This is a genomic window from Bradyrhizobium retamae (assembly GCF_001440415.1).
Lineage (GTDB): Bacteria > Pseudomonadota > Alphaproteobacteria > Rhizobiales > Xanthobacteraceae > Bradyrhizobium > Bradyrhizobium retamae.
In genome coordinates this window covers 12,339-37,538 of the sequence record NZ_LLYA01000192.1, presented here as the reverse complement: position 1 = coordinate 37,538, position 25,200 = coordinate 12,339, and the positions used below count along the sequence as shown (strand labels likewise).

Genomic DNA, 25,200 nt, shown 5'->3' with positions numbered 1-25,200 from the left:
CCAGGTTCCCAGCCGCATCGATGCTCTGGTTCCGCCGGGAGGAGACAGACTAAAGCGTGATGATTCTTCAATCGTGGTGAGCATGATTTCGGAAAACGCTCCGCACTTTTCCGGATGCTCTAGGGGGTCGTAGTCGTAATCGGCGGCGGCGTTGTGATAATCGTCGTCGTTCCGGTGCCTGAAGCAGCAGCCTTGAGAGCAAAGAAGTTGGTTGCGTAGATGATCGGGTCGTTCACGGTCGCCATGATGGTTCTCAGGAAGACCAGGAACTTGGTGGTTTCCACGCTAACCGAGTTGGATGTGTAAATGACGTCCTTGTTCCGCATGGCGAAGGACTGGGCCAGGAAATAGCCGGATGGATCCCGCAGATTCACGTGAAAAATGATCGGAATGATCTCGCCCTGAAACTGTGTGACGTCTACACCTAGCTCTTTGGCAATCGCTCGCGTTTCACCGCGGTACAGATACACCGACGCTGGATCGGCTTGAGAGTCATTCAGTCCGCCTTGTTTTCCGATTGCCTCGGCCAATGACAGGCGCCAGGAGTCGAACTTGAATAGGCCCTGGGTCCCGCCGGCGCCAAACCCGACGAAGGTCTGCGGCATATTGAACAGGTAGATGACATCGTTGGGAAGCACATAAATGTCATTGGCGGGCTCATACATCAGCGCGCCAAACGGCACGCTCGCACGATGTCCCATCCGTTTGAGTGAGACCCAGGTGTCGTAGCCTTGCGCAGATGGGCCGCCCGCACGTGCGATCGCATCGAGGACGCGTTCGCCAGAAGGACTGGCTGGAAAACGACCGGCGTTTCGCACGTCACCAAGGACGGTGATCAGAGAAGTGTTCTGCGTCGCGAGGTTGACGACGACTTGCGGCTCAAGGGCGCGAGCCTTGAGTTTGTCCGTGATCTCCTTGCTAATCTCAAAGGGCGTGCGGCCCTTGGCCCGAATAGAGCCTGCGTATGGAACCGAGATATTGCCTTGCTCGTCGACCGCTTGGTTGGGAATGGTGACAAAATTGCCGGCGCGAACGCCCGCATCGGAAGTGAAAAGACCGCCGGCTGCGGCCTCAAAAATCGTGACACTGACAATGTCGCCGATTCCGAAGCGAAATGCCTTCGGCGGGGTTTGAGCGGCAAACGCGGTGGATAGCCGGGGTATGTGTTGGCCAAGAATGTTGACCACTTCCGGGGTCAGTTTGACCAGCGCGTAGGGGAGCGCGGCCGGCTCGCTACCCTCCTTGGCTCTTTGGACGTCCGCGCCCAACGGGCCGCTACCGGGCGTGATGATACACCCGGCACAGAGTAGGGTCATGATGCCGACCGCGATTGTCGCGCCAATGTGCAGCGTGCGGATCAGAACCATTCCCCCAACTATCAACTGAGACCAATCGCCGGGCACGTTGGCACCGTCGCGCGAATCGAACCAGCCTGTTCGTCTATCTATCTGAAAAGCAGTCCCCGTGTGTTGCGCGGCTGCAACAGTGGCAGCCGCGCAACCAACTAATTATCACCGAGATAGAATAACAAATCCCTGCTTAGCCGGAGTTGGACAGGCCGTAGCGGGCGCAATGGTCTTCGCTGTAGTAGTCGCGCAGATAGCTGTCGTAGCGAGCCATTGCCTTGATGTCGGTCTTGTTGAGGACAGTGCCGATCAGGCTGTCATGGATGGTAGGCGCGGTGTGTAGGGCATGCTTGACGACGTCGATCTTGGTCTGTCCCCATTCGACAACCAGGATAAAGTGGTCGACGAGCTGTGTTGTGGCGCGAACATCAACCAATGGAGTCAGGGGCGGAAGATCGACGATGACGTAGTCATAGCTCGCCCGTAGTCGGTCGAAGAGCTTGTGCATCGAGTCAGTTGAAAGGAGTTCGCTGCTATGCAGCAGGTCACTCCGCCGGACGGCCGGCAAGAATGCCAGGTTCGTTGTTGGATCCCGCCAGACTGTCTCCTCTATCGACCGGCTGCCATTGGTGACCTCGATTATGCCGGCGGCTGCATTTGGGGCTAGACTGGAGGACAGCGAGGGATTCCTCAGGTCGCAATCGACGATGATGACGCTCTTTCCACCATGCCCAATGAGCTGCGCCAGCGAAGCTGCAATTGTTGTCTTGCCCTCATTGGGCAGAGCCGAGGTGATGCCAATAACCTGATTTGAGGTCTTGGTCGCATTGAGGTCGATCGCCAGCTTGATCGAACGTATCGCCTCGGCGAACCTCGATAGCGGCCTGTCAACGACGGCACGGTGGATAGCCGAATCCTTCGCGATAGTTCGCTGACCTGGATCCCCATCGTTCGAACGCGATTTGGCTCTGCGCAGCGGCGACTGCGGCACGACGAGCTCCGGCACCAACGCGAGGCATGGCAGTCCCAGTTCGGCTTCGATCTGCGCGGAGGTGCGAAAGACGCGATCCATTAGCTCTCGGAACAAGCCCAGCATGATCCCGAAGCCGACGCCGCCAATCAAGCCCAGCGCCAGGATTACTTTGCTTTTCGGCTTGCTCTTGCTCTGCGGCGGCGACGCGGGCTGGACTACCCTTGTCTCGGAGATGGGAAAACTCTCCTGTTGCTTGGCGCCGATGTAGCGCTGCTGGAACATGTCAGACAGGCTGCGCAAACCCTTCGCACGATTTTCCAGCTCCCGTATGGTTAGTTCAGCCGCATTCGTTGTGCGCGATTGGACCACGGCCTCGGCCAGCTGTTTCTCGATCTGTTGCTGTCGCTGCTTGGCAACTTCGAGGTCATTTCGGGTGTTTTCGGCAAGTCTTCTGACCTCATCGAAAATCGAAGAGCGCAGATCGCGCAAACGATTGCGGAGAGTGGCAACAGCCTGATGGTTAGGTCCGAATCTGGCCGAATACTCGCTTTCGCGTCTCGTCAGTTCAAGATACTGCTGTCGGAGACCGTTTATGATCGGATTGCTGGTGACGTCGGAGCCAACGGCGTCGAGGGTGCCCATCGACGACAAATTGGCCGGGTTGGTGCGCAATATAGCGTCGTACTGATTTAACCTCGCCGACGCTTCGGTCAGCTGCGCGCGAGCCGCCATCAGCCGATTGTTGAGCTCTGTGACCTGCTGCTCGTCGATCGACTTTCCTTCCGGGGACACGATGTTGTTCTGAGACTTGTATTGATTAACAGCGCGCTCAGCATTGAGCGCCTGGTCGCCAAGATCGCGCAGCCTGTCCTGAAGCCAGCTCGTTGCACTTCGATTGGCCTCGAATTTTGCATTCAGTTGTTCCGCGATGTATGCCCCTGCTACTGCGTTTGCGATTTCCGCGGCTCGTTCGCGGTTGCTCGAACTGAAGCTGATCTCCAGAATGCTGCTCATGCCGATCCGGTTTGCTGAGAGCCGGTCCTGGAATGCCGTGATGATGGCATCGGACAGTCCTGCCGGAGTGCTAGCTTTGGATTGCTGCGGCAGGGTTGAGTTCCAGGTTGATGCCGCGCGCCATAATGAGGACAGCGACGGTCCGGAACCGCTGAAATCGGGGTCATTGACGAGGTTAAGCTGAGTGATCACTGAGGTTGCCAGCGCGCTCGACTTGAGCAGCTGGATCTGGGTCTCGATCTGGTTGTGGTCGAAGGCTGGCTCCGAAAGTATCGACTGCTGCTGTACGAACTGCGCCCTAGGGTTTGCCAGAAGGACCTGCACGCGCGCAGTGTAGGTGGGTGGGGTGATCCGTAGGTAGATTATGCAGGATGTTAATGCGAACACCGCAGTAAGGATGATCACAAGGTATTGCCGTCGCAGCAGCCCCAGTGCGAAATTAACAAGTTCGCTTATGCCGCCAGATCCGGCATCGTCGCTGTACGCCGGGCCGGTCTGAGGACTGCGGGTCTGCTCGGCGTTTAACATGTTAGTTTGAAGCATTTTGGTGCTCGCTGCGCGGCTGATCTCGCTGTCCGACGGCCGCAACAGTGATCGTGTTGGGCCAGACGCCGGTTTGACGCCTCCGGTCGAGGATGGGCATTTAAATATAACAGGAGAAAAATCTGTTGTCCAAATTAAATGATAGTAGTTAATTTTCCGAGACGCCCTCAAAGCGCGGCAGTCAAGAAGTGGCTGTGGGCCGAGGACCGGGCGAGCCCCGTATTTGAATTTGAGGGCTGCGTGACCATCCGCGCGGACCCTGCTGGCTACAATGTCAGGCTGGGAGATAATCTCCGGGCTGCGAGGTGCCTCCTAATGGTTCTGCGGTAACCTGAGGAGGATTTTAATCGCGCGATCGGCTCGCCTTTTTCCGGGTAGCCGTTTTTTTTGAGCATGCGATTGTTTTGAACGGGCAAGCAGCCTCTCGAGTTCTTCTCGGAGGCGAAGAATTTCCTCGTAGCGGGCTGTCAGGTCGTCTTTCATGGAGAGCCTATTGCGCTTTGGCATGCCGCAACTTAGCGAGCGCGCAACCGGCTGCAACAAAACTCCGGGATTAAGCTTGATAGGCGCTCAAGGGGTTAATTCTGGAACCGACGCTGCCGTTGAGAATTCAACCCGCTCCCGAGGGGAGCGTGTCCCTGCAGGGCGATCGTGACGAAGGTTATCGACACATAAGCACCGGAGACCAGTTCCGTTCAGAGCATGCAGGTTTGGGGCGGATGTCTGAAACCGGTCCAGAATGAAGGTCGTCCGCTTTTCAGGTGGGATGAGACGGCGCCGACAATGTCGCGAGCCTTTTAAAGTAGTCGAAACAGGATCTGAAGTAGTCGAAACAGGCGCAGGTTCTTCTCATTTAATTTAAGAATCGAATTGACGTCCTTATTAAATGCAGATTAAATGTGTCATTATTTCGTCGGCCGTTTTGGTTTCTGGTTGTCATGCTGCCGAGTCAACCGCTTGCCGATCTCCCTTCCAGTTCAGCCGCGCACACGGGCGGCTGTGCTTGCGGCGGTTCGAGTCTGTGTCCGACCGACGTCAATTAAGACGAGCTACGGCGTTGATCTTCAAGCCATAATTGGCAGCATAGGAGTGACGGAAATGGACACGGAAATCTTTACGGACGGCATAGGTGAAATCACTGTCGGCGGCTCGATCGTGCGTGTGGACCTGTTCAGTCTTTCACCGACCGAACGGGACGCCAACAACGCTCCGAAGCGGGTGTTTCGTCAAAGACTGATCTTTTCGGTGGAGTCGTTCGCGAACTCAGTTGAGGTGATGCAGAAGGCACTTCAGGGCTTGGTCGATGCTGGCGCAGTTCGGCGCACCGATCCGTCACACGGTGCTTCACCTGCCGGCCAACCCACCCCGAACAGCCCGCGGTCGCCGAATGTCTCAAGCAATTTCCGCTGAAAATGGCGGTTCCGCTGCGGCGGGAGCGCCCGTTTCGACATCAAAAGATGCGCATCCGCAGACCGCACTAGACTGCCTCGCCAGGGTGGCGGTCCACCACGGCATCGATTTGCCAGTCGAGCGCCTGCGGCACGCCTATGCCGTCGATGGTTCTCCGCCGTCTGTGGAACTCTTGCTGCGCATGGCGAAGGAGGCGGGCCTGCGCGCGCAAGCCACGCGGCTCGATTGGGGTGTTCTCTTCCGGATGGGGGATGCATATCCGGTTCTACTCCAGCTCTCGAACGGCAATTGGGTCGCCGTTCTTCGCACCGCGGAGAGATCGGATGGCGCGGCGGCGGTCGTTGTTTTTGACCCGCTCGCCGAACGCCAGGACGAGCCGCTTATCGTTGACCGAGACCAATTTTGCTCGCGATGGCTGGGAGACGCGATCCTGATCAAGCGCGAAAACCTGTCGTCGGACGGCCGAAAGAAATTTGGGCTGCGCTGGTTCGTTCCCGAACTGCTGCGCCAGTGGCGGCTGTTCACTGATGTCGCCATCTGTGCCTTGCTGCTTTATGCGCTCGGTCTCGCGCTCCCCATCTTCTTTCAACTGGTCATCGACAAAGTCCTGGTGCATGAGAGCTTCACCACGCTTTACGTGCTGGCGGCCGGCGCCGCCGCTGCACTTGCTTTCGATGCCATATTCAGTTTCTTGCGGCGCTACCTGCTGCTCTATGCGACGAACAAGGTCGATATCCGCGTAGCGACCAAGACATTCGGCCATCTGCTGGGCCTGCCCGTAACGTTCTTCGAGCACATTTCGGCCGGCGTTCTCGTGAAGCATATGCAGCAGGCGGGACGAATTCGTGAGTTCCTGACCGGGCGGCTCTTCCTGACAACACTCGACGCGTTGTCGCTATTGGTGTTCATCCCGGTATTGGCACTCTACAGCTTGAAGCTGACCTCTGTCGTTCTGGCCTTCACCGCTGTCATCGGCGTCGTTGTCGCCTTGTTGATGGGGCCATTCCGCCGGCGACTCTATGACTTGTACCAAGCGGAGGGCGCGCGGCAGGCGCTGCTGGTCGAGACCGTACACGGCATGCGCACGGTGAAGTCGCTGGCCATGGAGCCATTGCAAGGCAAGGCCTGGGACGATCGGTGCGCACAATCGGTGTCCATGCGCTTTGGTGTCGAGAAGATTTCAGCGGTAGCCCAGGCGGTCACCGGATTTCTCGAGAAGATGATGACGCTTGGGATCATTGGCCTCGGCGCGCTAGACGTCTTCAGCGGCGAACTGACCATCGGCGCACTGGTAGCCTTCAATATGCTAGCGGGGCGGGTTTCCGGGCCGCTGGTTCAAATGGTCACCATGGTTCACGAATATCAGGAAGTCGCCCTGGCCGTCAAAATGCTTGGCGAAGTAATGAACCAAAATCCCGAAAGGGATGGCAACCGCGATGGATTGCGGCCGGATCTGACCGGGAAGATTGAGTTCGAAAACGTCTCCTTTCGGTACGGCGCTGAAGGTGCGCCGGCCCTGAACGATGTATCGTTCTCGATCGCGCCGGGCGCGGTATTTGGAATCGTCGGCCGCAGCGGCTCGGGCAAGACCACACTTACGCGCCTGATTGCTGGAATGTATCCGGTGCAGCAGGGCTTGCTGCGGATCGACGGCTACGATTCCCGGGAACTCGAGCTCGAGCATCTGCGCCGGAACCTCGGCGTAGTTCTGCAGGATAGTTTTCTGTTTCGAGGTACGGTTCGAGACAACATCGCCTGCGTGAAGCGCGATGCGACGTTTGCCGAAGTAGTAAGGGCCGCGCAGCTCGCCGGCGCCGACGAATTCATCGAACGCTTGCCTCGTGGCTTCGATACGATGATTGAAGAGGACGCTTCCAACCTGTCGGGCGGTCAGAAGCAACGTCTTGCGATCGCTCGGGCACTCATCACCGACCCCCGTATTCTCATTCTCGATGAGGCAACCAGCGCGCTGGATTCCGAGAGCGAGATGATCATCCGCCGCAACTTACGGCGGATCGCCGAAGGACGGACCGTTATTATCGTGTCCCATCGACTGTCGATGCTCGCGGATTCCAACGAGATCCTGGTGATCGACCGCGGTCAAATCGTTGACGTGGATCGTCACGATCGTTTGCTTTCGAAGTGCACCATCTACCGACATCTCTGGAACCAGCAGATGAAGCAAATCGCATGAAGACGGAGAAACCAAGAGCCATAGCGAAAGCGGATAAGTCGGCGCAGCCTCGAAAAGTTGAGCGGCGTCGGGGAAGGCTGTTCAGGGCCGCCTCCCGGCAACCGCGCCTGATCGCCGAATTTCAGTCCGATGCGATCGAGGTAGAGGAACGGTCGCCGCCGCGTTTCGCACGCCTAACGCTTTATTGTGTCCTTGCACTGATTGTAGCGGCGGTTACCTGGGCCACGGTGTCACAGGTCGACATGATTGTAACGGCCCAAGGCAAGCTGGTTACCATGCGCCCGAACCTCGTGGTGCAGCCGCTGGAGACCTCGGTTATCCGGGAGATCCACGTCAAGGCCGGCGATCGGGTAAACCGCGGCGACCTGCTGGCGACGCTCGATCCGACATTCTCGCAGGCGGATCACGACCAGTTGCGAAACAGAGTTGCCGGTTTTGATGCATCGATCGCTCGACTAAGAGCTGAGTTGGCTGGCGCTGATTATGCCGTAGCTGACCTCGGTGATGCCGATGCCGTCCTGCAGCGAAAGATGTTCCTTCAAAGGAAGTCGTCTCGCGACGCGCAGATGCAGAATTTTGATGCGCAGATCGCTTCAGCTCAGGCCAATTTGAAAACCGCGCAGAACGAAGAAGCGGTCCTGGCGCAGCGGCTTGATAACATGCGGTCGATCGAGTCAATGCGCAGCACGTTGATGGATAAGGAAGTCGGATCAAAGCTGAATTTCCTGCTTTCCCGCGATGCTCGCCTCGACGTCGAAAGTAGTCTGGCTCGTGTACGCGGCAATATCGCCGATTACGCGCATCGGGTGGACAAAGCACGAGCCGATCAGAAAGTGTTCGCCGAGGATTTTCGCCGCACCGCGTACCAGGACCTTGTCGAGACGCTGACAAAGCGAGACAGCGCAGCGGAAGAGCTGAAAAAAGTCGAATTGCGCCGACAACTAATTGTATTAAGGGCCCCGGCAGACGCTATCGTGCTGGAGATCGCCAGCCGTACGATCGGTTCGGTCGTGCGCGAAGCGGAAACGCTTTTTGTGCTTGTCCCGCGGGATGTACCGCTTCAGGCGGAGGTCAACGTGGAGGGCAGGGATGTCGGGCAAATATCAGTAGGCCAGCCGGTGCGGATCAAGTTCGAGCCTTTCCCCTTCCAGAAGTACGGGACGGGAACAGGAACGGTCCGCGTCATCAGTCAGGACTCATTTGCGCCAGATCCTAAAGCCGAAGCTGCGCGTCGCACGACAGTTCCTCATTACCGCGTACTGATCGATTTGTCCGACGTGCAACTTCGGCTACCCTCCGCCCGTACGCAGCTGATCCCCGGCATGGCCGTTACCGCCGAAATGAAAATCGGGCAACGGAGCGTGATATCATATTTCCTCTATCCGTTACTGCGCGGGTTGGATGAAAGCATACGTGAGCCGTAGAAGATCGAAGCAGAGGTGCCACACGCTCCCGGTTGTTGGTAGCGGGCGATGCGAGAAGACATTTCTGTGTGTATAGGACTCAACTTTCGAACGTCTGTCGTTCACAATGGTCACGGATAGACTGGAGTGCCCATTATTGCCAATGCCAGAGCGTCTGACGGAGGTAGGCGGTCCCCAAACGCCGTATCTCCTCGATTTGGGTGCTCCTTGCACTGTGTTTTGGAATCCGATGTTCGATATATTTCTTCAAACGTCACTTCATTTCTTCCAGGCCGCGGCAACTCAGGAGCTGCGCCCGCGAGACCTTTGCGTCGAATGCGTCGCGCATTTGCGCTCGTGGTCTAGGTATTCACCTTCAACAGTCTTACGGTCCACTATTAAATGTTTTGGGGTCTATGTATCGGGATACGTGCGCCGCTTAAAGAGCTATCTTTGCGGGCATGCTAGGATCTCGGAGAATAAACATTTAGACAGGAGTTGGATACGCCATGCGAACCTCAGTCACGAGGTCTTATTTCCGGGGCTTAACGTCCGCGATGCTGGAACGTACCGGTGCAGAGATGGGTCGACGCTACCGCCAAGTTCATCGCGTTTGGGTTGAGCAGGGTACTCAAGGCGTCCAAGACTGGTTGCAGCGCGCACTTGCGGATCGCATTGCCCCAACATCTACACCTCTGGAGGTTCGGCCGGCCGACGTGCTGTCCGCGGATATTCGAGTACGCCGGTCCTGGCCGCCATTACTTTTCGACGGGAAAGGTCCCCTGGTGGTAAATTGGGTTATGGCGCCTCCGGTCGCAGGTTCGGGCGGTCACACCACTATTTTCCGCTTAATTGAGTACCTGGAGCAGACCGGAAATGTCTGCCGCGTCTACCTCTATGACGTGTATGGAGGCGATGCCGCCTATTATAGTCATCGCGTACGCAGGGATTTTCCGAGATTCAATGGGGAAATACACGATGCGGCCGGCGGCATGGCTGACGCTCACGCTGTCGTGGCAACCGCATGGCCGACCGCATACTCGGTGTTCAATGATCGTTGCCGCGGCATGCGTTTCTATCTCGTCCAGGATTTTGAGCCATGGTTTCATCCACCGGGTGCCCGCAACGTCCTCGCAGAACATACCTATCGCATGGGCTTTCATGCGATCACTGCGGGCCGATTTCTTGCAGAAAAGCTGCGGGCAGAGTACGGAATGACGGCGGACTCGTTCGATTTCGGCTGCGACAGCGCCTATCACATTGTGAATAGAGACGGTGTCCGAGATGGAGTTGTATTCTACGCCAAACCTGATGTACCGCGACGAGCCTTTGAACTTGGCGTTATGGCTCTCCAGCTGTTTGCCGAACGGCATCCGCATATTGCGATCCACTTCTACGGTGCCCGCGTCGGCACGTTGCCGTTTCCTTTTAAGGATCACGGTTTACTGCGCCCGAGCGAGCTCAATGGCATCTATAACCGCTGCTTTGCAGGATTAAGCCTGTCGATGACCAATGTCTCTCTCGTCCCGCACGAGATGCTCTCGGCTGGATGTATTCCGGTCGTCAACGACGCTGAGCACAACCGCATCGTTCTAAACAACTCATTCGTGCGTTACGCACTTCCGACTCCCCATGCACTGGCTGATGCTCTGAGCGACGTAGTATCTACAGACAACTTTGTGGCGCTGGCCACCTCCGCATCGTCCAGCGTGTCCTCAGCATCATGGGAGGAGGCGGGGCGGATCGTCGCAACGGCTCTTCGTCGCTCAGTGACGGCGTATGCGGAAGATCAGCCCCAAGATCAGGCGATGGCAAGATCGCCGTCGGTCGGAGTTCGTACTGAGGGTGGACACAGGATAAATCTTTGAATGTATCCGTCTCTTATTCGCGCGGCGGCATGCAGTCGAAGCTCGCGAGCGAGCCGCACGTGAAGAACGGTTAGGCTGTTCTCAGATTGCAGAGTTTGGTGCTGTCGGCACCGGAACCCTGCAATCTTTGTTTTCCAAAGGGCGAAGCGTGATCCCCCCTCCGCATTTCAAGCTGCCGCATGCGGCGATCAGCCAAACAGTTCAACCGCACCAGCGGCAGTTGCGATCCTGCGCAGTCGGCTCGACCGGATCATCTGTGAAATCCGCCGCAAGATCGAAGGTCGGCCAGTCCTCGAAGAGGTTTCGCACTTCTGCTCGGGCGGGCCACTCCGATCCGCTCGCTGCAGCTGCGCTAGCGCGGTCGTAAGCTTCATTCCTTCGCTGGAGGTCGAATGCATCGGCAAGGCCGCCGCGCCAAACGAAATCGACGTCAAGCTCCCATCGTCACCAACAATCCGCCTGCCCTCGGCGGCCAGTTCGTGCTGTACGCCAGTTGCTGCGTCAGTTCCTCCTCCAGCTCACGATCCGACTTCAATTCGTCCCAGGTTGAAATCGGCATTCTTCGCCGACTAGCAAAGCCCGAACGGCCAGAAGTTTTATTCCTTGCATACTCAAGACGTCGAATGCATCGGGAAGGGCTAGTTTATCTCGCCGCATGAACTCGGCGTCACGGTCCCCGTCCTCACCAACAATGGTTTGCTAGCACGCCGGCTTATCGCGACTGCGGTGCGCGTCGGCGACTATCTTCTTCTGAGATACAACCCACTTCCGGCCCCATTGATGCTGCAAAGAACGGAGCCAAGGGGAGTTTGCTCGATCTCTTGCCTATGGTGTCTCCACATGAAGTCATTGAAATAGACGATCTCAAACTCGGTATTGAACATTAGGAACGCGCGAAGGGCATAGATTTCGTTCCACGATCTGTTCTGTTCACCGATCCATTCAAGCGGATACTCCCAACTATCGAAGATGTCGTGGAAGTGGATCAACACCCCGGCTTTCAATCTTGGGAGTATGTGGAACAGTTCATGGTTGACGTCCGATCCCGTTTTGCAGATGTGGGTCGTATCTAGAAACAGGATGTCGCCGGCATCGAGCTCAGCGAAGACATCAAAGCCGACATCTTGTACGGGCATCTCGAGGATTCTCGAGCGCGTGCGATCAATCGGCGACAGGAGCTTGTAAAGCCGATCTGGATTCGGTTCGATAAAAACGAACTTAGTATCGATTCCTAGACGCTCGGTCGTGTCCAAAGCGCAGGCGGAGGAAAAACCGCAGCCGACTTCGATAATGAGCTTCGGCTTTAATTCGCATATGAATGCTGAATAGATGTAAGCGTCACCAAAGTTAAAATACGAGGAAGAATTCGAGTACCGGGCGGTTTCACCAACACCAAGAAAGTCGCTGATCTTCTGGAAGTGTGCAGAGAGCTGCTGAAACGTTCGGCCCAGGATGGCTTGGTCGATCTTCGGACGGTCGGATCCCTTCTGATCCACGGCCGTGATCCTAGTTGCGTAGACGATTGCTTCTCGAGGATTAACGATGGGGGAATAAAAATGTCCCGGAGCGCTGTATAGTGTCGAACTACCTGACACGCGCAGTATGGCGTTCGCAAGCCGTCGCCCAACTTTCTCTCTTATCTCAGCAAGCTTCATTTGCTGCCTAAACCCCCCGCAGCCGCTGACGTCGCCAAAGCATCTTACCTTTCACCCAGTGAATGTAGCCGCTGGGCAAAATCGGTTGCAGGAGCGGCGGCCATCGCGTCCCCAGGCGTCTACGCCATTGTAATCCCCAGTATTCGCTGAGCGAACGCGTGCCTGGATACGTTTCCTTGGCGAACGTCTCTAGCTCATCAACGCAGACTTGATCGACGCGGCGGCGATCATAGGACCAGCATGCTCTCCAAAGGGCTTCTTTGGCGAGAGCGCGGAGTGCGGTTTCGCGAAGCTGGTCGACGAGTTTGATCTTGTGTCCGTGCACGCGAAATACAGCTTCAAATGCAGCTCTCCGCTGCTTGAGATCTGCAAGTATGGAACTGAACGTTGTCGACTGCATGCTGGCAGTGTGCCTGCGATAATAGGCCTGGTCCACCTCGGCCAAATAGGCGATAGATGAGTGCGCGGCAAACCGCAGCCACATCTCCAAGTCGCCCGCATGAGGAAGATCAGCGCAATACCCCCCGAGCTGCCGTTGAAGTGTCGTCCGGACGATCACCTCGGGAGAAGAGATGCACGATGTCGCGGTCTTGCAACGCTGCGCAATCCATTTCCGGCCATCCCAGATATCGACTCGCGGTTTGCCGATGCGGGCCTTCGGCAATTTGTCGTTCGTCTGGAAGTACGGTGCATGTCCATAAACCATGCCGACTTCTGGATGAGCATCGAAAACAGCTTGCGCTCGCTTCAGGGCGCCAGGTGTGAGCAAGTCATCGGCGGATATCAGCGCGGTGTAGTCACCGGTGGCAAGGGCGAGGCCTTCATTGTAGGTCTTGATGTGGCCTTGATTGACTTCGTGGCGAAGGAAGGTCACCCGCGGATCCTTCGCGAGAGCGGCACCCACCGCTGGCGTTTCGTCAGTTGAGCAGTCATCGATGACAATCACCTGTACTTTGACACCTTGGCTGAGGACACTTTCGACGCAGGCCTTGAGGTAGCGCGCATAGTTGTAGCAAGGGATCACAACGCTGAAAGAAGTCTCGCTGGTCATCGGTTGATCTCAGCCTGCAGCGCAGAAGCGACCAGCTCAAGATCCGTGTCGGTCATTTGTGCATAGAGCGGCAGCAGGATCGAATGATCCTGCGCAAGTTCCGATTGTCGGAGGTCGTGGCGTCGCGCCGCCTCCGCGTAGGGCGCCTCGCGATGCGAGCACATGATGCCGCGGCGTGTGGCGATACCTTGATCGAGGAGGCTCTGCATGACAGCTTTCTGATCCAGCCGGGCCGGCAGACGCACGCAATAGCTCTGCCAGTTGGAGTGGGCCCACTCCGGCTCGAATGGCAAGCTCAACCCTTCGAGGTTGCCGAGCAATTCCGCATAGCGCGCGGCAAGGGCCCGGCGGCGGCCCACGATATCAGACAATTTCGCAAGCTGCTTGCGCCCAACCGCGGCCTGGATGTCGGTCATGCGGTAATTGAAGCCGACAGCCAGGTAGTCTTCGAAGATCACCTGCGGAGAACCGTGCCTCACCGTGTCAGGAACGCTCATGCCGTGCTGACGCAGCAACCTGAATTTACGGTCGAGTTCGGGGTCAGAAGTAGTCAGCATCCCGCCTTCGCCGGTCGTGATCACCTTGCGGGGATGAAAGGAAAAGCAAGCGATCCGGCCGTGGGGTTTGCCGATCCGGTCCCAGCCGCCGCCGTTCATGCGGATCTGGCTTCCGGCGGCACAGGCGGCATCCTCGATCAGGGCAGTGCCGTGGCGATCCGCGATCGCAACGAGCGCGGCAAGATCGCAGGGCATCCCCATCTGGTGGACCACTATGATCGCGCGCGTGCGGGATGTGATCGCTTCGGCCACGCGGTCAGGATCGATGTTGTAGGTGTCCGGATCGATGTCGACGAATATGGGGGTCGCGCCGCAGTATCGAACACAATTGGCGGTCGCGATAAAGGAATGACTGGCCGTGATCACCTCGTCACCCGGACCGATGTCGAGTGCAGCTAGGGCAAGGTGCAATGCCGTAGTGCAGTTGGAAACGGCGCACGCATAGGGCGCGCCGACCAGAGCCGCAAAGTCACGCTCGAAGGCGGCCACCTGCGGCCCTTGCGAAACCCAGCCGGAGAGCACGGCTTCCCGAGCCGCTTCGGCCTCATCGTCGCCGAGAAGTGGCAGCGCAATCGGGATCACGAGGCAGCCGCCTCTTGCTGGCGGCTCACTGAGAGCGATCCGCGTTCGACCCGCCACCATCTCACGAGATCGGCGAGACCCTGCTCAAGCGGTACGGTCGCACGGAAGCCGAGCCGCCGTTCCGCCTTCTCCGTCGACGCCAGTCGGCGTGGCACCGGATTGATCGAACGCTCCGGCGCAAATTCCGGCGTCAAGTTGCGATGGCCCATAACCGAAGCGAGCGCCTGCGCGAGCTGCAACAGGCTTGTTTCGGTTCCGCTTGCAACGTTGAACACGTCGTCGGTCACCCTTGACCGCGCCGCAAGGATGTTCGCGCGCGCGATATCACGAACGTGAATGAAGTCCATCGTCTGCTGGCCGTCGCCGAAGATGATCGGTGGCAGCCCGGCTTCCAGTCGCTCCATCCAGCGGATCAGTACCTCTGTGTAGCGCCCATGGATATCCATGCGGTCGCCGTAGACGTTGAAATATCGGAAAGCGACATAGTCGAGCCCGTACATGTCCTTGTATGAGCGAAGCAACCCCTCGTTGAAGGCCTTGGCGGCGCCGTAGAGGGTACGGTTGTCGTAAGGGTTCTGCCGCTCGGTCGTCGGAAATTCCTCCGCCATGCCGTACACAGACGCGGAGGATGCCGCGATAACCTTCTCGATGCCACGCTTGACGCACAATTCGAGCAGATCGAAGGTCGCGTCGACCATGACCTCTTTGGCAAGGCGAGGTTCGGCTGCGCAATGGGTGATGCGCAGGGCGGCCTGATGGAAGACGATATCGGCAGCCTGAACCAGGGATGCCATCAGCTTGCCGTCGCGGATGTCGCCTTGAACCATGCGAACAGGCCCGCGCGCCATCGCCCGTCGGAGATTTTCCGGTCGTCCTCTGATCATGTTGTCGAGCGCGACAATTTCGGTGCAGCCCTCGTTGCACAGGAGGTCGACGATATGCGAGCCGATGAAGCCGGCTCCGCCGGTGACCAGAATTCGTTTTCCCTTCAGATCAGCCATGATACTCTCCTATTAGTGAGCGTTGCCGCTATCAATTCGTGAAAGCTGGCTCTCGAAGCCTCAAGCGGTCTCGACGAACTCGACCTGCTCGAGTATTGTCACGACCTCGTTCACCTGCTCCGGGCGCAGTTCCGGATAAATTGGAAGCGAGAGAAACTGGCGAGTCAGCTTTTCGGTGATTGGGAAGTCGCCGGCGCGATAGCCAAGATTGGCGTAAGCCTTCTGCATATGGACCGGAACAGGGTAGTGAATACCCACGCCGATGCCGGCTTCCTGAAACGCGCTCAACACCTCGTCGCGGCGCGAAAGGCAGAGCGCGTAGACATGGTAGACGTGCCGGCTATGGGCGGGCGGATGTGGCCGTACAACGGAATGCCTCGCCAGCAGGCGATCATACTGTTCGGCCACTGATCGGCGACCCTCGGTCCACGCTTCGATGTAGTTCATCTTGACATTGAGGACCGCGCCCTGAACGCCGTCCATCCGATAATTGTAACCAGCGACGACGTGATTGTACTTGGTTTCCTGTCCCCAGTCGCGAAGGAGGGCAATTCGTCTGCCGAACTCGGGCTGATTGGTGACCACCGCGCCGCCTTCGCCATAAGCGCCGAGGTTCTTGCCGGGGTAAAAGCTGAAGCAGCCGAAATCGCCGATCGAGCCAGCGCGCCGCCCCTTGTATTCGGCGCCGTGCGCTTGCGCGGCGTCCTCGATCACGACAAGCCCGTGTCGACGGGCGATCTCCATGATCGGATCCATATCTGAGACAAGGCCGTGCAAATGGACAGGCAAGATCGCCTTCGTCCGCGGCGTGATCGCCGCTTCGATCAGGGCGGGATCCATCGTCCAGGTGACAGGATCGACGTCGACGAAGACTGGCTTTGCGCCGCTGTAAAGCACCGCGGCTGTGGTCGCGACGAAGGTCATCGATACGGTGATGACCTCATCGCCGGGACCAACGCCTGCCGCAAGCAGCGCCAAGTGCAACGCGGAAGTGCCGCTATTGACGGCATAGCAATGGCCGACGTCGCAATAGGTCGCGAAACGCTTCTCGAATGCCGTGACCTCCGGTCCCAACACGAACTGCGTGCGTTCGACCGCACGCAAGATCGCGGCATCGACTTCCGGCTTGATCTGATGGTACTGAGCTTTCAAATCCAGAAAAGGTATCAATGTTCTGATCCCTGCGCATCGGCGCCCGATCGGGCGCCTCAATTATTATCTACGCTATCCGTTTAATTTAAATCGGATGGCATCGCCAAACAAATTAAAACAAAATAACTATAATTATAATATTTAATCGAGTGCTTGGTAAAGCGTTTCCTTCGTTCAGACGGTAGCTGCCGCGGTTGGCGGCTGAGGCTTGGCCTCGGACGTCGGTACAACACGGGCAGGCACCCCCGCGACGACCGCGCCCGGAGGGATGTCCTTCGTCACCACGGCGCCGGCGCCGACAATGGCTCTGGCACCAATGGTGATGCCGCACAGAATGGTTGCGTTCGACCCGATCGACGCTCCCTTGCAGACACGCGTCGGTTCCACCGTCCAGTCGGCAGGGCCCTGGGGTCGTCCATCCGCCGCGGTCGCCCTCGGATATTTGTCATTGGTGAACATGACGCCGTGCCCGATGAACACCTCGTCCTCGATGCTCACGCCTTCGCAGATGAAGCTGTGCGACGAGATCTTGCAGCGAGCGCCGATGGTCGCGCCGGACTGGATTTCAACAAACGTCCCGATCCTCGACTCGTCGCCGACCGAGCAACCGTACAGATTGACGAGATCCGGATGGAATATCCGTACGTCATGACCGAGTTGGACGTTTTCTGCGATAGGCATGGAAACTTCTCTCACCGTTACGAGGAACTTCAGCAAACGTCGCGGTCTGTCCTGGCAGCTGCAACCGGGACATGGCCGATCAAGCGCGAGGCTGCGTAAAAGACGCGGGCCACTGGAGCCTTGAGCTCCGGCAGCAGCGGATGCTGCACCGCAAACAACGCAGCGATCCATACGCCTGCAGCAGACCCGCAGGCGACCAGAATACCGGCCACAGGCCCGATCGTGCCGCGTTCCACCAACGCTGCACAGATGGCGACCGTTGCGCCGCTGCAGAGAGCGACGATACCGCTCTTTCGTGTCGCGTGAATGAGATCGGCCAGCCGCAGGTTGAGATGCCGGCCCACATAGTAGATCGCCACGGCTGCCTGGAAAGGCAACGTCAGCAACGCCGATGCCGCCACGGCCTCCACGCCGAAGAAGGACGCAGCGAGCATGATGAGGAGGGAGGGGGGCAATGAGATCAGCGACGAGAGCAACGTGTCCCGCACGCTCCCGGCGGCGACCAGCACAGGGTAGGTGAGGCAGGCGGCGAACAGTGAAAGGTGGGCAATACACAACAAACGGACCAACGGAACCACCTCGAGCCAGGTCGGGCCAAGCCAGATCAGGATAATCGGCTTTGCCATCACCGCCACTAAGATCAGAAAAGGCCACTGCAAGACCGTGAGCAGCGAGATCGCTTGGAGATAGATGCGCTTGAGATCCGCGCCGGCGCTCCTCTGTGCAAAGATAGCCGGCATAATGACCGGACTGATCACCTGAATGATGAGCCTGTCGAACGCTTGCGTTACGTTGCTGGCACGGCTGTAGAGGCCGACGGCCGCGAAATCCAGCACGCGCGCGAGAAAGAGCTGGGGCGCCGAACTGTAAAACACGTTGATAAGGACCACACCGCTCGAATACAGGCCAAAACGGACGATGTCCGGGTAACCTTCGAGCGAGGGGCGGAAGATCCGTAGATCCCCACGCGTTCCGATCAGGTAGGCTGCCTGAACGGCGCTTCCGGCAATCATTCCCCAGATCGGCGCAAGATAGCTGTAGCCCAGCACCGCGAGCCCAATCGACACGATTACCACCGTGAAACTGCACGCGAGGTTGCAGACCGCTATGATGCCAAACTGCATGTTGCGGCGAAGCAGCGCGATGATCGTCATCGAGAACGGAGTGATGCCGAAATTGAGAACGGCAACGCCAATGCCCGCTTCGACACCGTCGGCGCCGAGTACCGCGCCGAGAGCGCCGCCGATCAGATAAAGAAGAATTCCGATCACGACCGACAGGCCAAACGTAATCGTAAATGCGGCCCTGATGTTCTCTTCCGAGAGAGAAGTCTTCTGAATGAGATAATTGGACCCGCCGAACTCCTGGGACGACGCCGAGAATACCGTCGTCGCTGCGAGAACGACCGCATAGATGCCGAACTCCTTGGGCGTCAGCAGTCTCGCCAGGGCTGCGGTCGAGACAAAGAATAGGACCAAACTGGCGTATCGCTCGACCGCGGAGAAGAAGATTGAGCGTTGCACAGAGTTCATTGCGAGTCTGTCATAACTTTTGTCCGATCAGGAGCGTCTCCGGCCGTCGTAGCTCAAGCAATCGCCCTGACGCGCTCTGAAATAGGGCGCTGCTGCTTCAGCCTGACCGGCGCGCCGTGATCGGCGATCGAACGAGACGCCGCCTCCAGCACCTCGATCACCCGTAGGCCGGATAGACCATTTGAAATCGGCGATGCGCCGGTGCTCACGCATTCGACGAAATGTTCGACCTCGGATTGCAGTGCCTCCTTCGTCGAGATATGGGGCGCCCACATGTCGCCAGCCCGATATCCGATCCGGAATTGATGGGCATTCTCGGCCTGCGCATTTAGAGTGATGCCCTTGTCATAGACCTTGATCTTTTCGGTGGGCTCAAGGTCGTCATAAACGATCATCTTTTTACTGCCGCCAACAAACGTCTGACGCACCTTTATGGGAGAGAGCCAATTTACGCTGACGTGAGCGACGCACTTGCTCTCGAAGAACAACGTGATATGCGCCATGTTCTCCGGCGAACCGGTGACATGGCTTGATCCCGTCGCCGAAACCGCAATTGGGTCTTCGTCAAGGAGATACTGGATGATAGAAAGGTCGTGGACTGCCAAGTCCCAGATCACATTCACATCGCTTTGGAATAGACCGAGACTCGATCGCGTGCTGTCGTAATAAAAGATCTCGCCAAGTTGGTCCTGAAGGATGAGTTCGCAAATCTTCTGCACCGCCGGCGTATATAGGAAGGTGTGATCTACCATCAGCGTCAACCCGCGCCGATCGGCTTCGTCGACGAGACGGCGCACCTGGTCGGACGTTTGAGCAAGTGGCTTCTCTACAAGCACATGCTTTCCTGCGTTCAGTGCAGCGAGAGCTAGCTCAAAATGTGTGTGAACCGGCGTTGCGATCGCGATAGCATCTACGCGCGGATTGCGCAGAAGTTCGGCGAAATTGGAAGTCGTCGATATCTCGGGGTGGCGACGCGTGCAAGCGGATAGCTTTGCCGCATCCAGATCACTAACTCCGATAACACGCGACGAATCGTTGCTCGCGAAATTGCGGACGAGGTTCGGACCCCAGTATCCATATCCGACAATGCCAATCCCGATCATTTCAAGCACCTATATTCTTTAATTAGTGGAACTTTCAGCGTATAGCGGCAATTCTTGGCAGAAAGATCTTCTGCAATCATTTTGGTTCGCTTCCGACTTCGCTCAGGATCGGCACGACCGGCGAGCTGTGGACGAAGTCGAGCCCTGTGTCCTCGCGTCGCGCAGAAGGAACAGATGATCGGCAGTTCTGTAACGCCATCTGATCGTACCTAAGCCGATGCGCTTCGACATCAACGTGTCCCGTTCTGATGAACGTGCGGATGGATGCAATGAGATCTTGTGACGCCTGCGGCCTTAGCGGCTCGGCTTCGTCGATAACATCCAGATGATCCAGCTTGTCCAGCAACTCACGTTCGTCGAACGCAACTTCGATACGTCCCTGTTGGGCGAACCGTCTTGCGGTGGCCATCTGATGATCGTTTCGCTGTTCTCCCATGCTCGCTCGGCGGGGCATGACAATAATTCGCTTTCCCAACTCGAGCGCAGTAATGATCGAGCCCATGCCTGCGTGGGCTACAACCAAGCTGGCTGACTCAACGTGCTCCCGGAATTTCGCCGGATCGACAAACTGCTCAGACCGAATATGCCTGTAGCTTGCATCGGACGGTCCCGTCTGGGCGAACACGTCGGTTCGTCCGTGTTTCCCGGCCCATTCGTCGACGGTCCGGACCAAGCGGTCGAAATGTCCCTGAGTACCCACTGTCACAAAGATCATAGGACAGATCCCGCATAATAGGGGCCTCCTGGCCGCGTCAGGTGGGGCCACTGAGTTAACCAGAGGTCGGCGAAACGACCGATTCTCGATCCAGACATTGAGAGCTGCTCGACGTTGGCGATGCTGTCGAGCCAGATGGTTCGCGCGCCAATCATTCGCCCCAACCGAAGTGCGAGATATCCTGGAGCCGCACCGGTGGAGATCACGATATCCGGCTTCTCGCTCCAGACGATCCAGGCAAGCTTCACCGCCGCTTTCAATAGCGCAATTTTGCTCCAGCGGTTCGCATCGTTGACGACGTAGAAGTTATGGCCTGCAACCTGATCGCGATAAGAATTATGCACCGTGACGAACGTGACCGAGCAATCGGCAAATGCCTGCGCGATGCGCATAAGTTGAATCCAGTGCCCTCCGCCCGAGGCGACCGCCAATAGTTTTGGACGACTGGCCCGCGATTGCGACGACAACGCTTCGTCGTCCTGACGCATCTTGGTCTGAAGCATCGGCGCACCTGTTTGGAAATCTGAAAATGAGCGTTGCGACAATAAGGTGTGGCCAGTTTCGTACCTCTGGTGAGGGAGCTTTCTCATGTAACGGATTATTTAAATTTCAACATGATTTATATATTAAATGATAGGCCGGAGTCAATTAAATATTTTGCGCTGATTTAAAGTTGCGCTCGGTTAATTCTGTCTGAGCTCAGTCTGGATAGACGGTCGTAAGTCCGCATCGTATGCAAGAGATGCTTCCACTCCGTCCGGAGTTGCGGGACGTATGCGCCCAAACCCGCCGGCCGGGCACGTTGGCTAAGAGTGAGGGGCGGACAGGGGATGCCGGGACGTATCGTCCCGTTGCCGGGCGGAAGTTCTGAAGTGCGAGCGAACTACGGCTCTGCGCCGGGCAACGATGGTGACGTAGCAATAAATCGCCGGCCCCGGCCACAGGCGGCGGTCCTCGAACAATCCGATCAGTGCCGGGTTGTTGGTCTCACTCGTGTTCGCGCGCAACTTGGGAAAACGACGAGCGAGTTTGAAGGTCCCAGCGCACGCACGAGTTCTTACAGTGATCAACTGCCGAATCCCACGCGCTGGAAACACCTTTGACCTGGCGGACGTCAGCGCTTGAACTTACGGCGAACGAAGGTGATCCGATCACCCAGATCCAGGGCGCGAAAGTTTTTCGGGATTACCAAATTGCTTATGGCCGTTCGGAAAAATTTCGGGATCGCGCCTAAGGCGTGAGCCTGGCCCATTGGGATGGCAGCCGTGCGGGCACCTCGCGTTCGTTCCGTCTGCGCAGTCCCGCCCCGACGAGACGACCGCTGTCACCTAGCTGCTGGTAAAAGAAGCAAAAAATTGGATGTAGATCAGCTCGACAGCGGAAGCGCGATTGACATTCCGATCAGCGGGGACTGGAAGACGGGCCGTTCCCAGTTTCCGGCCAGCCATGCCACCATTCGGGCCGTCGTCGCCAGATCTCGCCCCAAGTTTGGGCAGCCATACGCCGCCCTAGCGCGCGCGTTGCCCAGTATCGGCTGAGCGGCCAAAGCCGGAAGAGCATCAGGCCGGCCGGCCGCTGCCAACGAGGAAAATGCCGCCGGATCAGCAGCACCTTGGCGCGCAGTAGCCGCACCATTTTGTCGGACCGCACTGTTTCGGAAGCACCGGCATAATGGACGATTTGAGCTTCGGGCGTGATCATCGGCCGCGCTCCCTTCGCCTGGGCGCGCAGGCAGAGATCGGCTTCTTCGCCATACATCACGTAGCTCGGGTCAAAACCTCCGAGTTCCTTCCAGAATTCTCGTCGGATCAGTAGGAAACACCCGGTGACGATATCGACCCCGCGCTCGCTGTCGCGCGGCCAACCGCCGTAACCTTCGGGATTGAAGAGCGTGCTGCGGCGGAACAGGCTCGATAGCCCCACGACCTGGCTCGCCACGCTCCAGAGCGTCATGCGCCGCCAGCAGTTGGTCGGGTTGAGGCTGCGGTCAGCGTGAAGCGTCCGGCCGCCCCAAATTCCAGCTTCGGGCACGCGACGCGCGAAATCAAGAAGCCGGTCGATAGCTCCCTCAAGCACGACGGTATCGGGGTTGAGCAACAGAAGATACTCCCCGCGGGCAAGGGACGCAGCTATGTTGTTGGCCTTGGCGAAGCCGTGGTTCTCGATTTCCGCCATCAGGCGGACATCCGGAAACTCTGCCGCGATCGCAGCGGCGGATCCGTCGGACGAAGCGTTGTCCACCACAATCAGTTCGAAGGGCTGGCGTGTCTGCGCAAAGACCGACCGCAGGCATTCGAGCGTCATCTCGCGCGTGTTGTAGCTGACGACGATAATGGAAACGAGGGGCGCAGACTGCCCGAATTCGCCAGTTATTTTCGTCACACGTCGTGATCCCTGCTTGGCCCGTTGCAACCAACGCCAAAAACCTCGAAATTCTGTATTATGGAAGCCATCTCCGTGCAATCTTGCAGCGAGGTTCTTTTACACGACCGGACCAATTGTGATGAAGCTCTATTCACTACAGATATTTTCTGACGGAAGGACATAGACCTTGTGTGGCATTGCGGGATGGATAGGACCCCCGGCGGATGCCGGACGCCTTCAAAACATGACGGACGCTCTTAGGCATCGCGGACCGGATGGCGAAGGACAGACCATTTTGCCCCTTTCCGGAGGCGCCGTGGCCGCACTAGGGCACCGGCGCCTTTCGATCATCGACCTCGCGGGCGGCAGCCAGCCGATGACCAGCCACGACGGACGGTTCACCGTCGTGTTCAACGGCGAAATATACAACTACATCGAGATCCGTAACGAGCTCCTGGCGCGCGGCGCGCGATTCACGACCTGCTCGGATACCGAGGTTATCCTCGAAGCCTGGCGCACCTGGGGGGCCGAGTGCCTGCCCCGGTTCAGGGGCATGTTCGCATTTGCGCTGCATGACGACCTTACGCGGACCGTTGTGCTAGCGCGGGATCAGTTCGGCAAGAAGCCGCTGTTCCTCGCCGAGCGGCAGACGGTTTCCGGGCCAGTGCTGGTGTTCGGCTCCGAAATAGCTGCCTTGCTTACTCATCCGGAAGTGCGTGCCGAACTCGACATCGACACGCTTTACCAATACCTCTGCTGGCGTTACGCGCCCGGCCCCTTCACTTTTTTTCGTAATATCCGCAAGCTGCCACCGGGAAGCTGTCTGATATGGCGGAACGGAGAGATGACGACGCGGCGCTACTGGACCGCTCCGGAAGAAACAGCGCAACACCGTACGCCACCCGCCGACCCTGTCGCCGAGTTCCTTGCCGTCTTCGATGAGGCGGTGAAGCTGCGCCTGAGAGCCGATGTGCCGCTCGGGGCCTTCCTGTCGGGCGGGCTCGACTCCACGGCGATCGTGGCGACGCTGGCCCATCTCGGCGCCCCTGAAATAAGAACCTTTTCGGTCGGTTTCCGGGATGATCCAGCTTCGGAATTGAGCTCCGCCGCCGAAACCGCGCGTCAGATCGGCACGACCCATACATCGCTAGAACTCGTGCCGGACGACCTGACCGCGCTGCTACCAATGCTCAGCCGTCATCGTGCCGCGCCAATCGCGGAGACCGCCGATCTGCCGATCTACATGATGTCGGTGGAGGCTGCGAAACACGTGAAGGTCATACTGTCGGGTGAGGGATCTGACGAGATGTTCGGTGGCTATCCGAAGCACCTGGTGGAGAGGCATCTTGGCCGCCTTGCCGGACCGGGACTGCTGTCGGTCGCGGGGCATGCTCTACTCGCGGCGACATCTCCGGCTCCTGCGGTGGGCCGGAGATTGAGAATTGCCGCAAGAGCAATGAGCACGCGCCGGTTCGATGAGCGAATGATCTCCTGGTTCGGCGCGCTTACCACGGCAGAACGCAAGACACTGTGGACCGGCCCCGCGGTCTGCCGGCAGCCCGATGCGCGCCCCTTCAGTGCGGCGGTGGGAAGTACACCCTTGCGCCGTGTACTGCATTTCGATCAGACGTCCTGGCTGCCTGACAACCTGCTCGAGCGGATGGACATGATGACAATGGCTGCCTCGATCGAGGCGCGCGCACCGTTCATGGACGTTCGGCTCGCGGAGTTCGCCAGCACCTTGCCGGACAGCCAACGCATCAAGTGGGGTGTTACTAAACGGATTGTACGCGAGGCTTTAGGCTCGCGCCTGTCGAAATCGGTTTTAACCCGGCGGAAGAACGGTTTCAGAATGCCGGTGACGGAATGGTTTCGCGGCCCGTTGCGCGATCCGGCGCGGGAACTCCTGCTCGGGTCGGATAGCATTAGCGGTCCCCACCTCGATCGCGCAACGGTCGGGCTCTATCTGGACGAGCATGCAAAAGGACAGCAGAATCACGACAAGACGCTCTGGGCTCTGTTCGCGCTGGAGACGTTCCTGCGCGAGTTCTTCTGA

Annotated in this window: 18 protein-coding genes; 5 read left to right on the top strand and 13 right to left on the bottom strand. The window is 58.0% G+C overall.

Annotation, left to right across the window (positions count from 1 at the left end):
- Positions 1-119 precede the first annotated feature (119 nt).
- Together CQ13_RS32435 and CQ13_RS32430 are read right to left on the bottom strand one after the other, a co-directional pair.
- Positions 120-1,367 (bottom strand): polysaccharide biosynthesis/export family protein, encoded by a 1,248-nt coding sequence (locus CQ13_RS32435; RefSeq protein WP_057846868.1) that lies wholly within the window; start codon positions 1,365-1,367, stop codon positions 120-122.
- A gap of 172 nt (positions 1,368-1,539) precedes the next feature.
- Entirely contained in the window at positions 1,540-3,876 is a 2,337-nt protein-coding gene (locus tag CQ13_RS32430) for an AAA family ATPase (protein WP_057847063.1), read from the bottom strand.
- 1,098 nt (positions 3,877-4,974) lie between these two features.
- On the opposite strand from CQ13_RS32430, the gene CQ13_RS32420 reads away from it, so the two are divergent.
- The 4 genes from CQ13_RS32420 to CQ13_RS41850 all read left to right on the top strand — a co-directional run bounded on the left by CQ13_RS32420 (position 4,975) and on the right by CQ13_RS41850 (position 10,751).
- Positions 4,975-5,286, top strand: coding sequence for a hypothetical protein (locus CQ13_RS32420; protein ID WP_057846866.1), 312 nt, complete (start codon positions 4,975-4,977; stop codon positions 5,284-5,286).
- Positions 5,264-7,480 carry a peptidase domain-containing ABC transporter gene (locus tag CQ13_RS32415; RefSeq protein ID WP_082637774.1) on the top strand — a complete coding sequence of 739 codons (2,217 nt, stop codon included), beginning with the start codon at positions 5,264-5,266 and terminating at the stop codon, positions 7,478-7,480. The genes CQ13_RS32420 and CQ13_RS32415 overlap by 23 nt, the downstream gene beginning before the upstream one ends.
- A 107-nt stretch (positions 7,481-7,587) precedes the next feature.
- Positions 7,588-8,904 (top strand): HlyD family type I secretion periplasmic adaptor subunit, encoded by a 1,317-nt coding sequence (locus CQ13_RS32410; protein ID WP_057847062.1) that lies wholly within the window; start codon positions 7,588-7,590, stop codon positions 8,902-8,904.
- A gap of 536 nt (positions 8,905-9,440) precedes the next feature.
- Entirely contained in the window at positions 9,441-10,751 is a 1,311-nt protein-coding gene (locus tag CQ13_RS41850; protein WP_197427515.1) for a rhamnosyltransferase WsaF family glycosyltransferase, read from the top strand.
- A 740-nt stretch (positions 10,752-11,491) separates the two neighbouring features.
- On the opposite strand, the gene CQ13_RS32400 is transcribed toward CQ13_RS41850, so the two are convergent.
- The 11 genes from CQ13_RS32400 to CQ13_RS32350 form a co-directional block, all read right to left on the bottom strand.
- Positions 11,492-12,247, bottom strand: coding sequence for a class I SAM-dependent methyltransferase (locus tag CQ13_RS32400; protein ID WP_057846863.1), 756 nt, complete (start codon positions 12,245-12,247; stop codon positions 11,492-11,494).
- 166 nt (positions 12,248-12,413) lie between these two features.
- Positions 12,414-13,457 carry a glycosyltransferase gene (locus CQ13_RS32395; protein ID WP_057846862.1) on the bottom strand — a complete coding sequence of 348 codons (1,044 nt, stop codon included), beginning with the start codon at positions 13,455-13,457 and terminating at the stop codon, positions 12,414-12,416.
- Positions 13,454-14,596, bottom strand: a complete 1,143-nt coding sequence (locus CQ13_RS32390) for a DegT/DnrJ/EryC1/StrS family aminotransferase (protein ID WP_057846861.1) — start codon at positions 14,594-14,596, stop codon at positions 13,454-13,456. Before CQ13_RS32390 ends, CQ13_RS32395 begins: the two co-directional genes overlap by 4 nt.
- On the bottom strand, positions 14,593-15,597 hold the full coding sequence (locus tag CQ13_RS32385) for an NAD-dependent epimerase/dehydratase family protein (RefSeq protein WP_082637772.1): 1,005 nt from the start codon (positions 15,595-15,597) through the stop codon (positions 14,593-14,595). Before CQ13_RS32385 ends, CQ13_RS32390 begins: the two co-directional genes overlap by 4 nt.
- Positions 15,598-15,657: 60 nt before the next feature.
- The gene (locus tag CQ13_RS32380) at positions 15,658-16,767 is read right to left on the bottom strand and encodes a DegT/DnrJ/EryC1/StrS family aminotransferase (RefSeq protein ID WP_057846860.1); all 1,110 of its coding nucleotides are present in this window, start codon (positions 16,765-16,767) and stop codon (positions 15,658-15,660) included.
- A 156-nt stretch (positions 16,768-16,923) separates the two neighbouring features.
- A complete protein-coding gene (locus tag CQ13_RS32375) occupies positions 16,924-17,430 on the bottom strand; it encodes an acyltransferase (protein WP_057846859.1) in 507 nt (168 codons plus the stop codon).
- Between the two features lie 29 nt (positions 17,431-17,459).
- Entirely contained in the window at positions 17,460-18,962 is a 1,503-nt protein-coding gene (locus tag CQ13_RS32370) for an oligosaccharide flippase family protein (protein ID WP_057846858.1), read from the bottom strand.
- A gap of 53 nt (positions 18,963-19,015) precedes the next feature.
- Positions 19,016-20,065, bottom strand: coding sequence for a Gfo/Idh/MocA family protein (locus CQ13_RS32365; protein ID WP_057846857.1), 1,050 nt, complete (start codon positions 20,063-20,065; stop codon positions 19,016-19,018).
- 76 nt (positions 20,066-20,141) lie between these two features.
- Positions 20,142-20,780 carry a glycosyltransferase gene (locus CQ13_RS32360; RefSeq protein ID WP_057846856.1) on the bottom strand — a complete coding sequence of 213 codons (639 nt, stop codon included), beginning with the start codon at positions 20,778-20,780 and terminating at the stop codon, positions 20,142-20,144.
- Positions 20,777-21,370 carry a glycosyltransferase family protein gene (locus CQ13_RS32355; RefSeq protein ID WP_245309475.1) on the bottom strand — a complete coding sequence of 198 codons (594 nt, stop codon included), beginning with the start codon at positions 21,368-21,370 and terminating at the stop codon, positions 20,777-20,779. The genes CQ13_RS32360 and CQ13_RS32355 overlap by 4 nt, the downstream gene beginning before the upstream one ends.
- A gap of 811 nt (positions 21,371-22,181) precedes the next feature.
- Positions 22,182-23,162, bottom strand: a complete 981-nt coding sequence (locus CQ13_RS32350) for a glycosyltransferase family 2 protein (RefSeq protein WP_197427514.1) — start codon at positions 23,160-23,162, stop codon at positions 22,182-22,184.
- 169 nt (positions 23,163-23,331) lie between these two features.
- On the opposite strand from CQ13_RS32350, the gene asnB reads away from it, so the two are divergent.
- Positions 23,332-25,200 (top strand): asparagine synthase (glutamine-hydrolyzing), encoded by a 1,869-nt coding sequence (gene asnB / locus CQ13_RS32345; RefSeq protein WP_057846855.1) that lies wholly within the window; start codon positions 23,332-23,334, stop codon positions 25,198-25,200.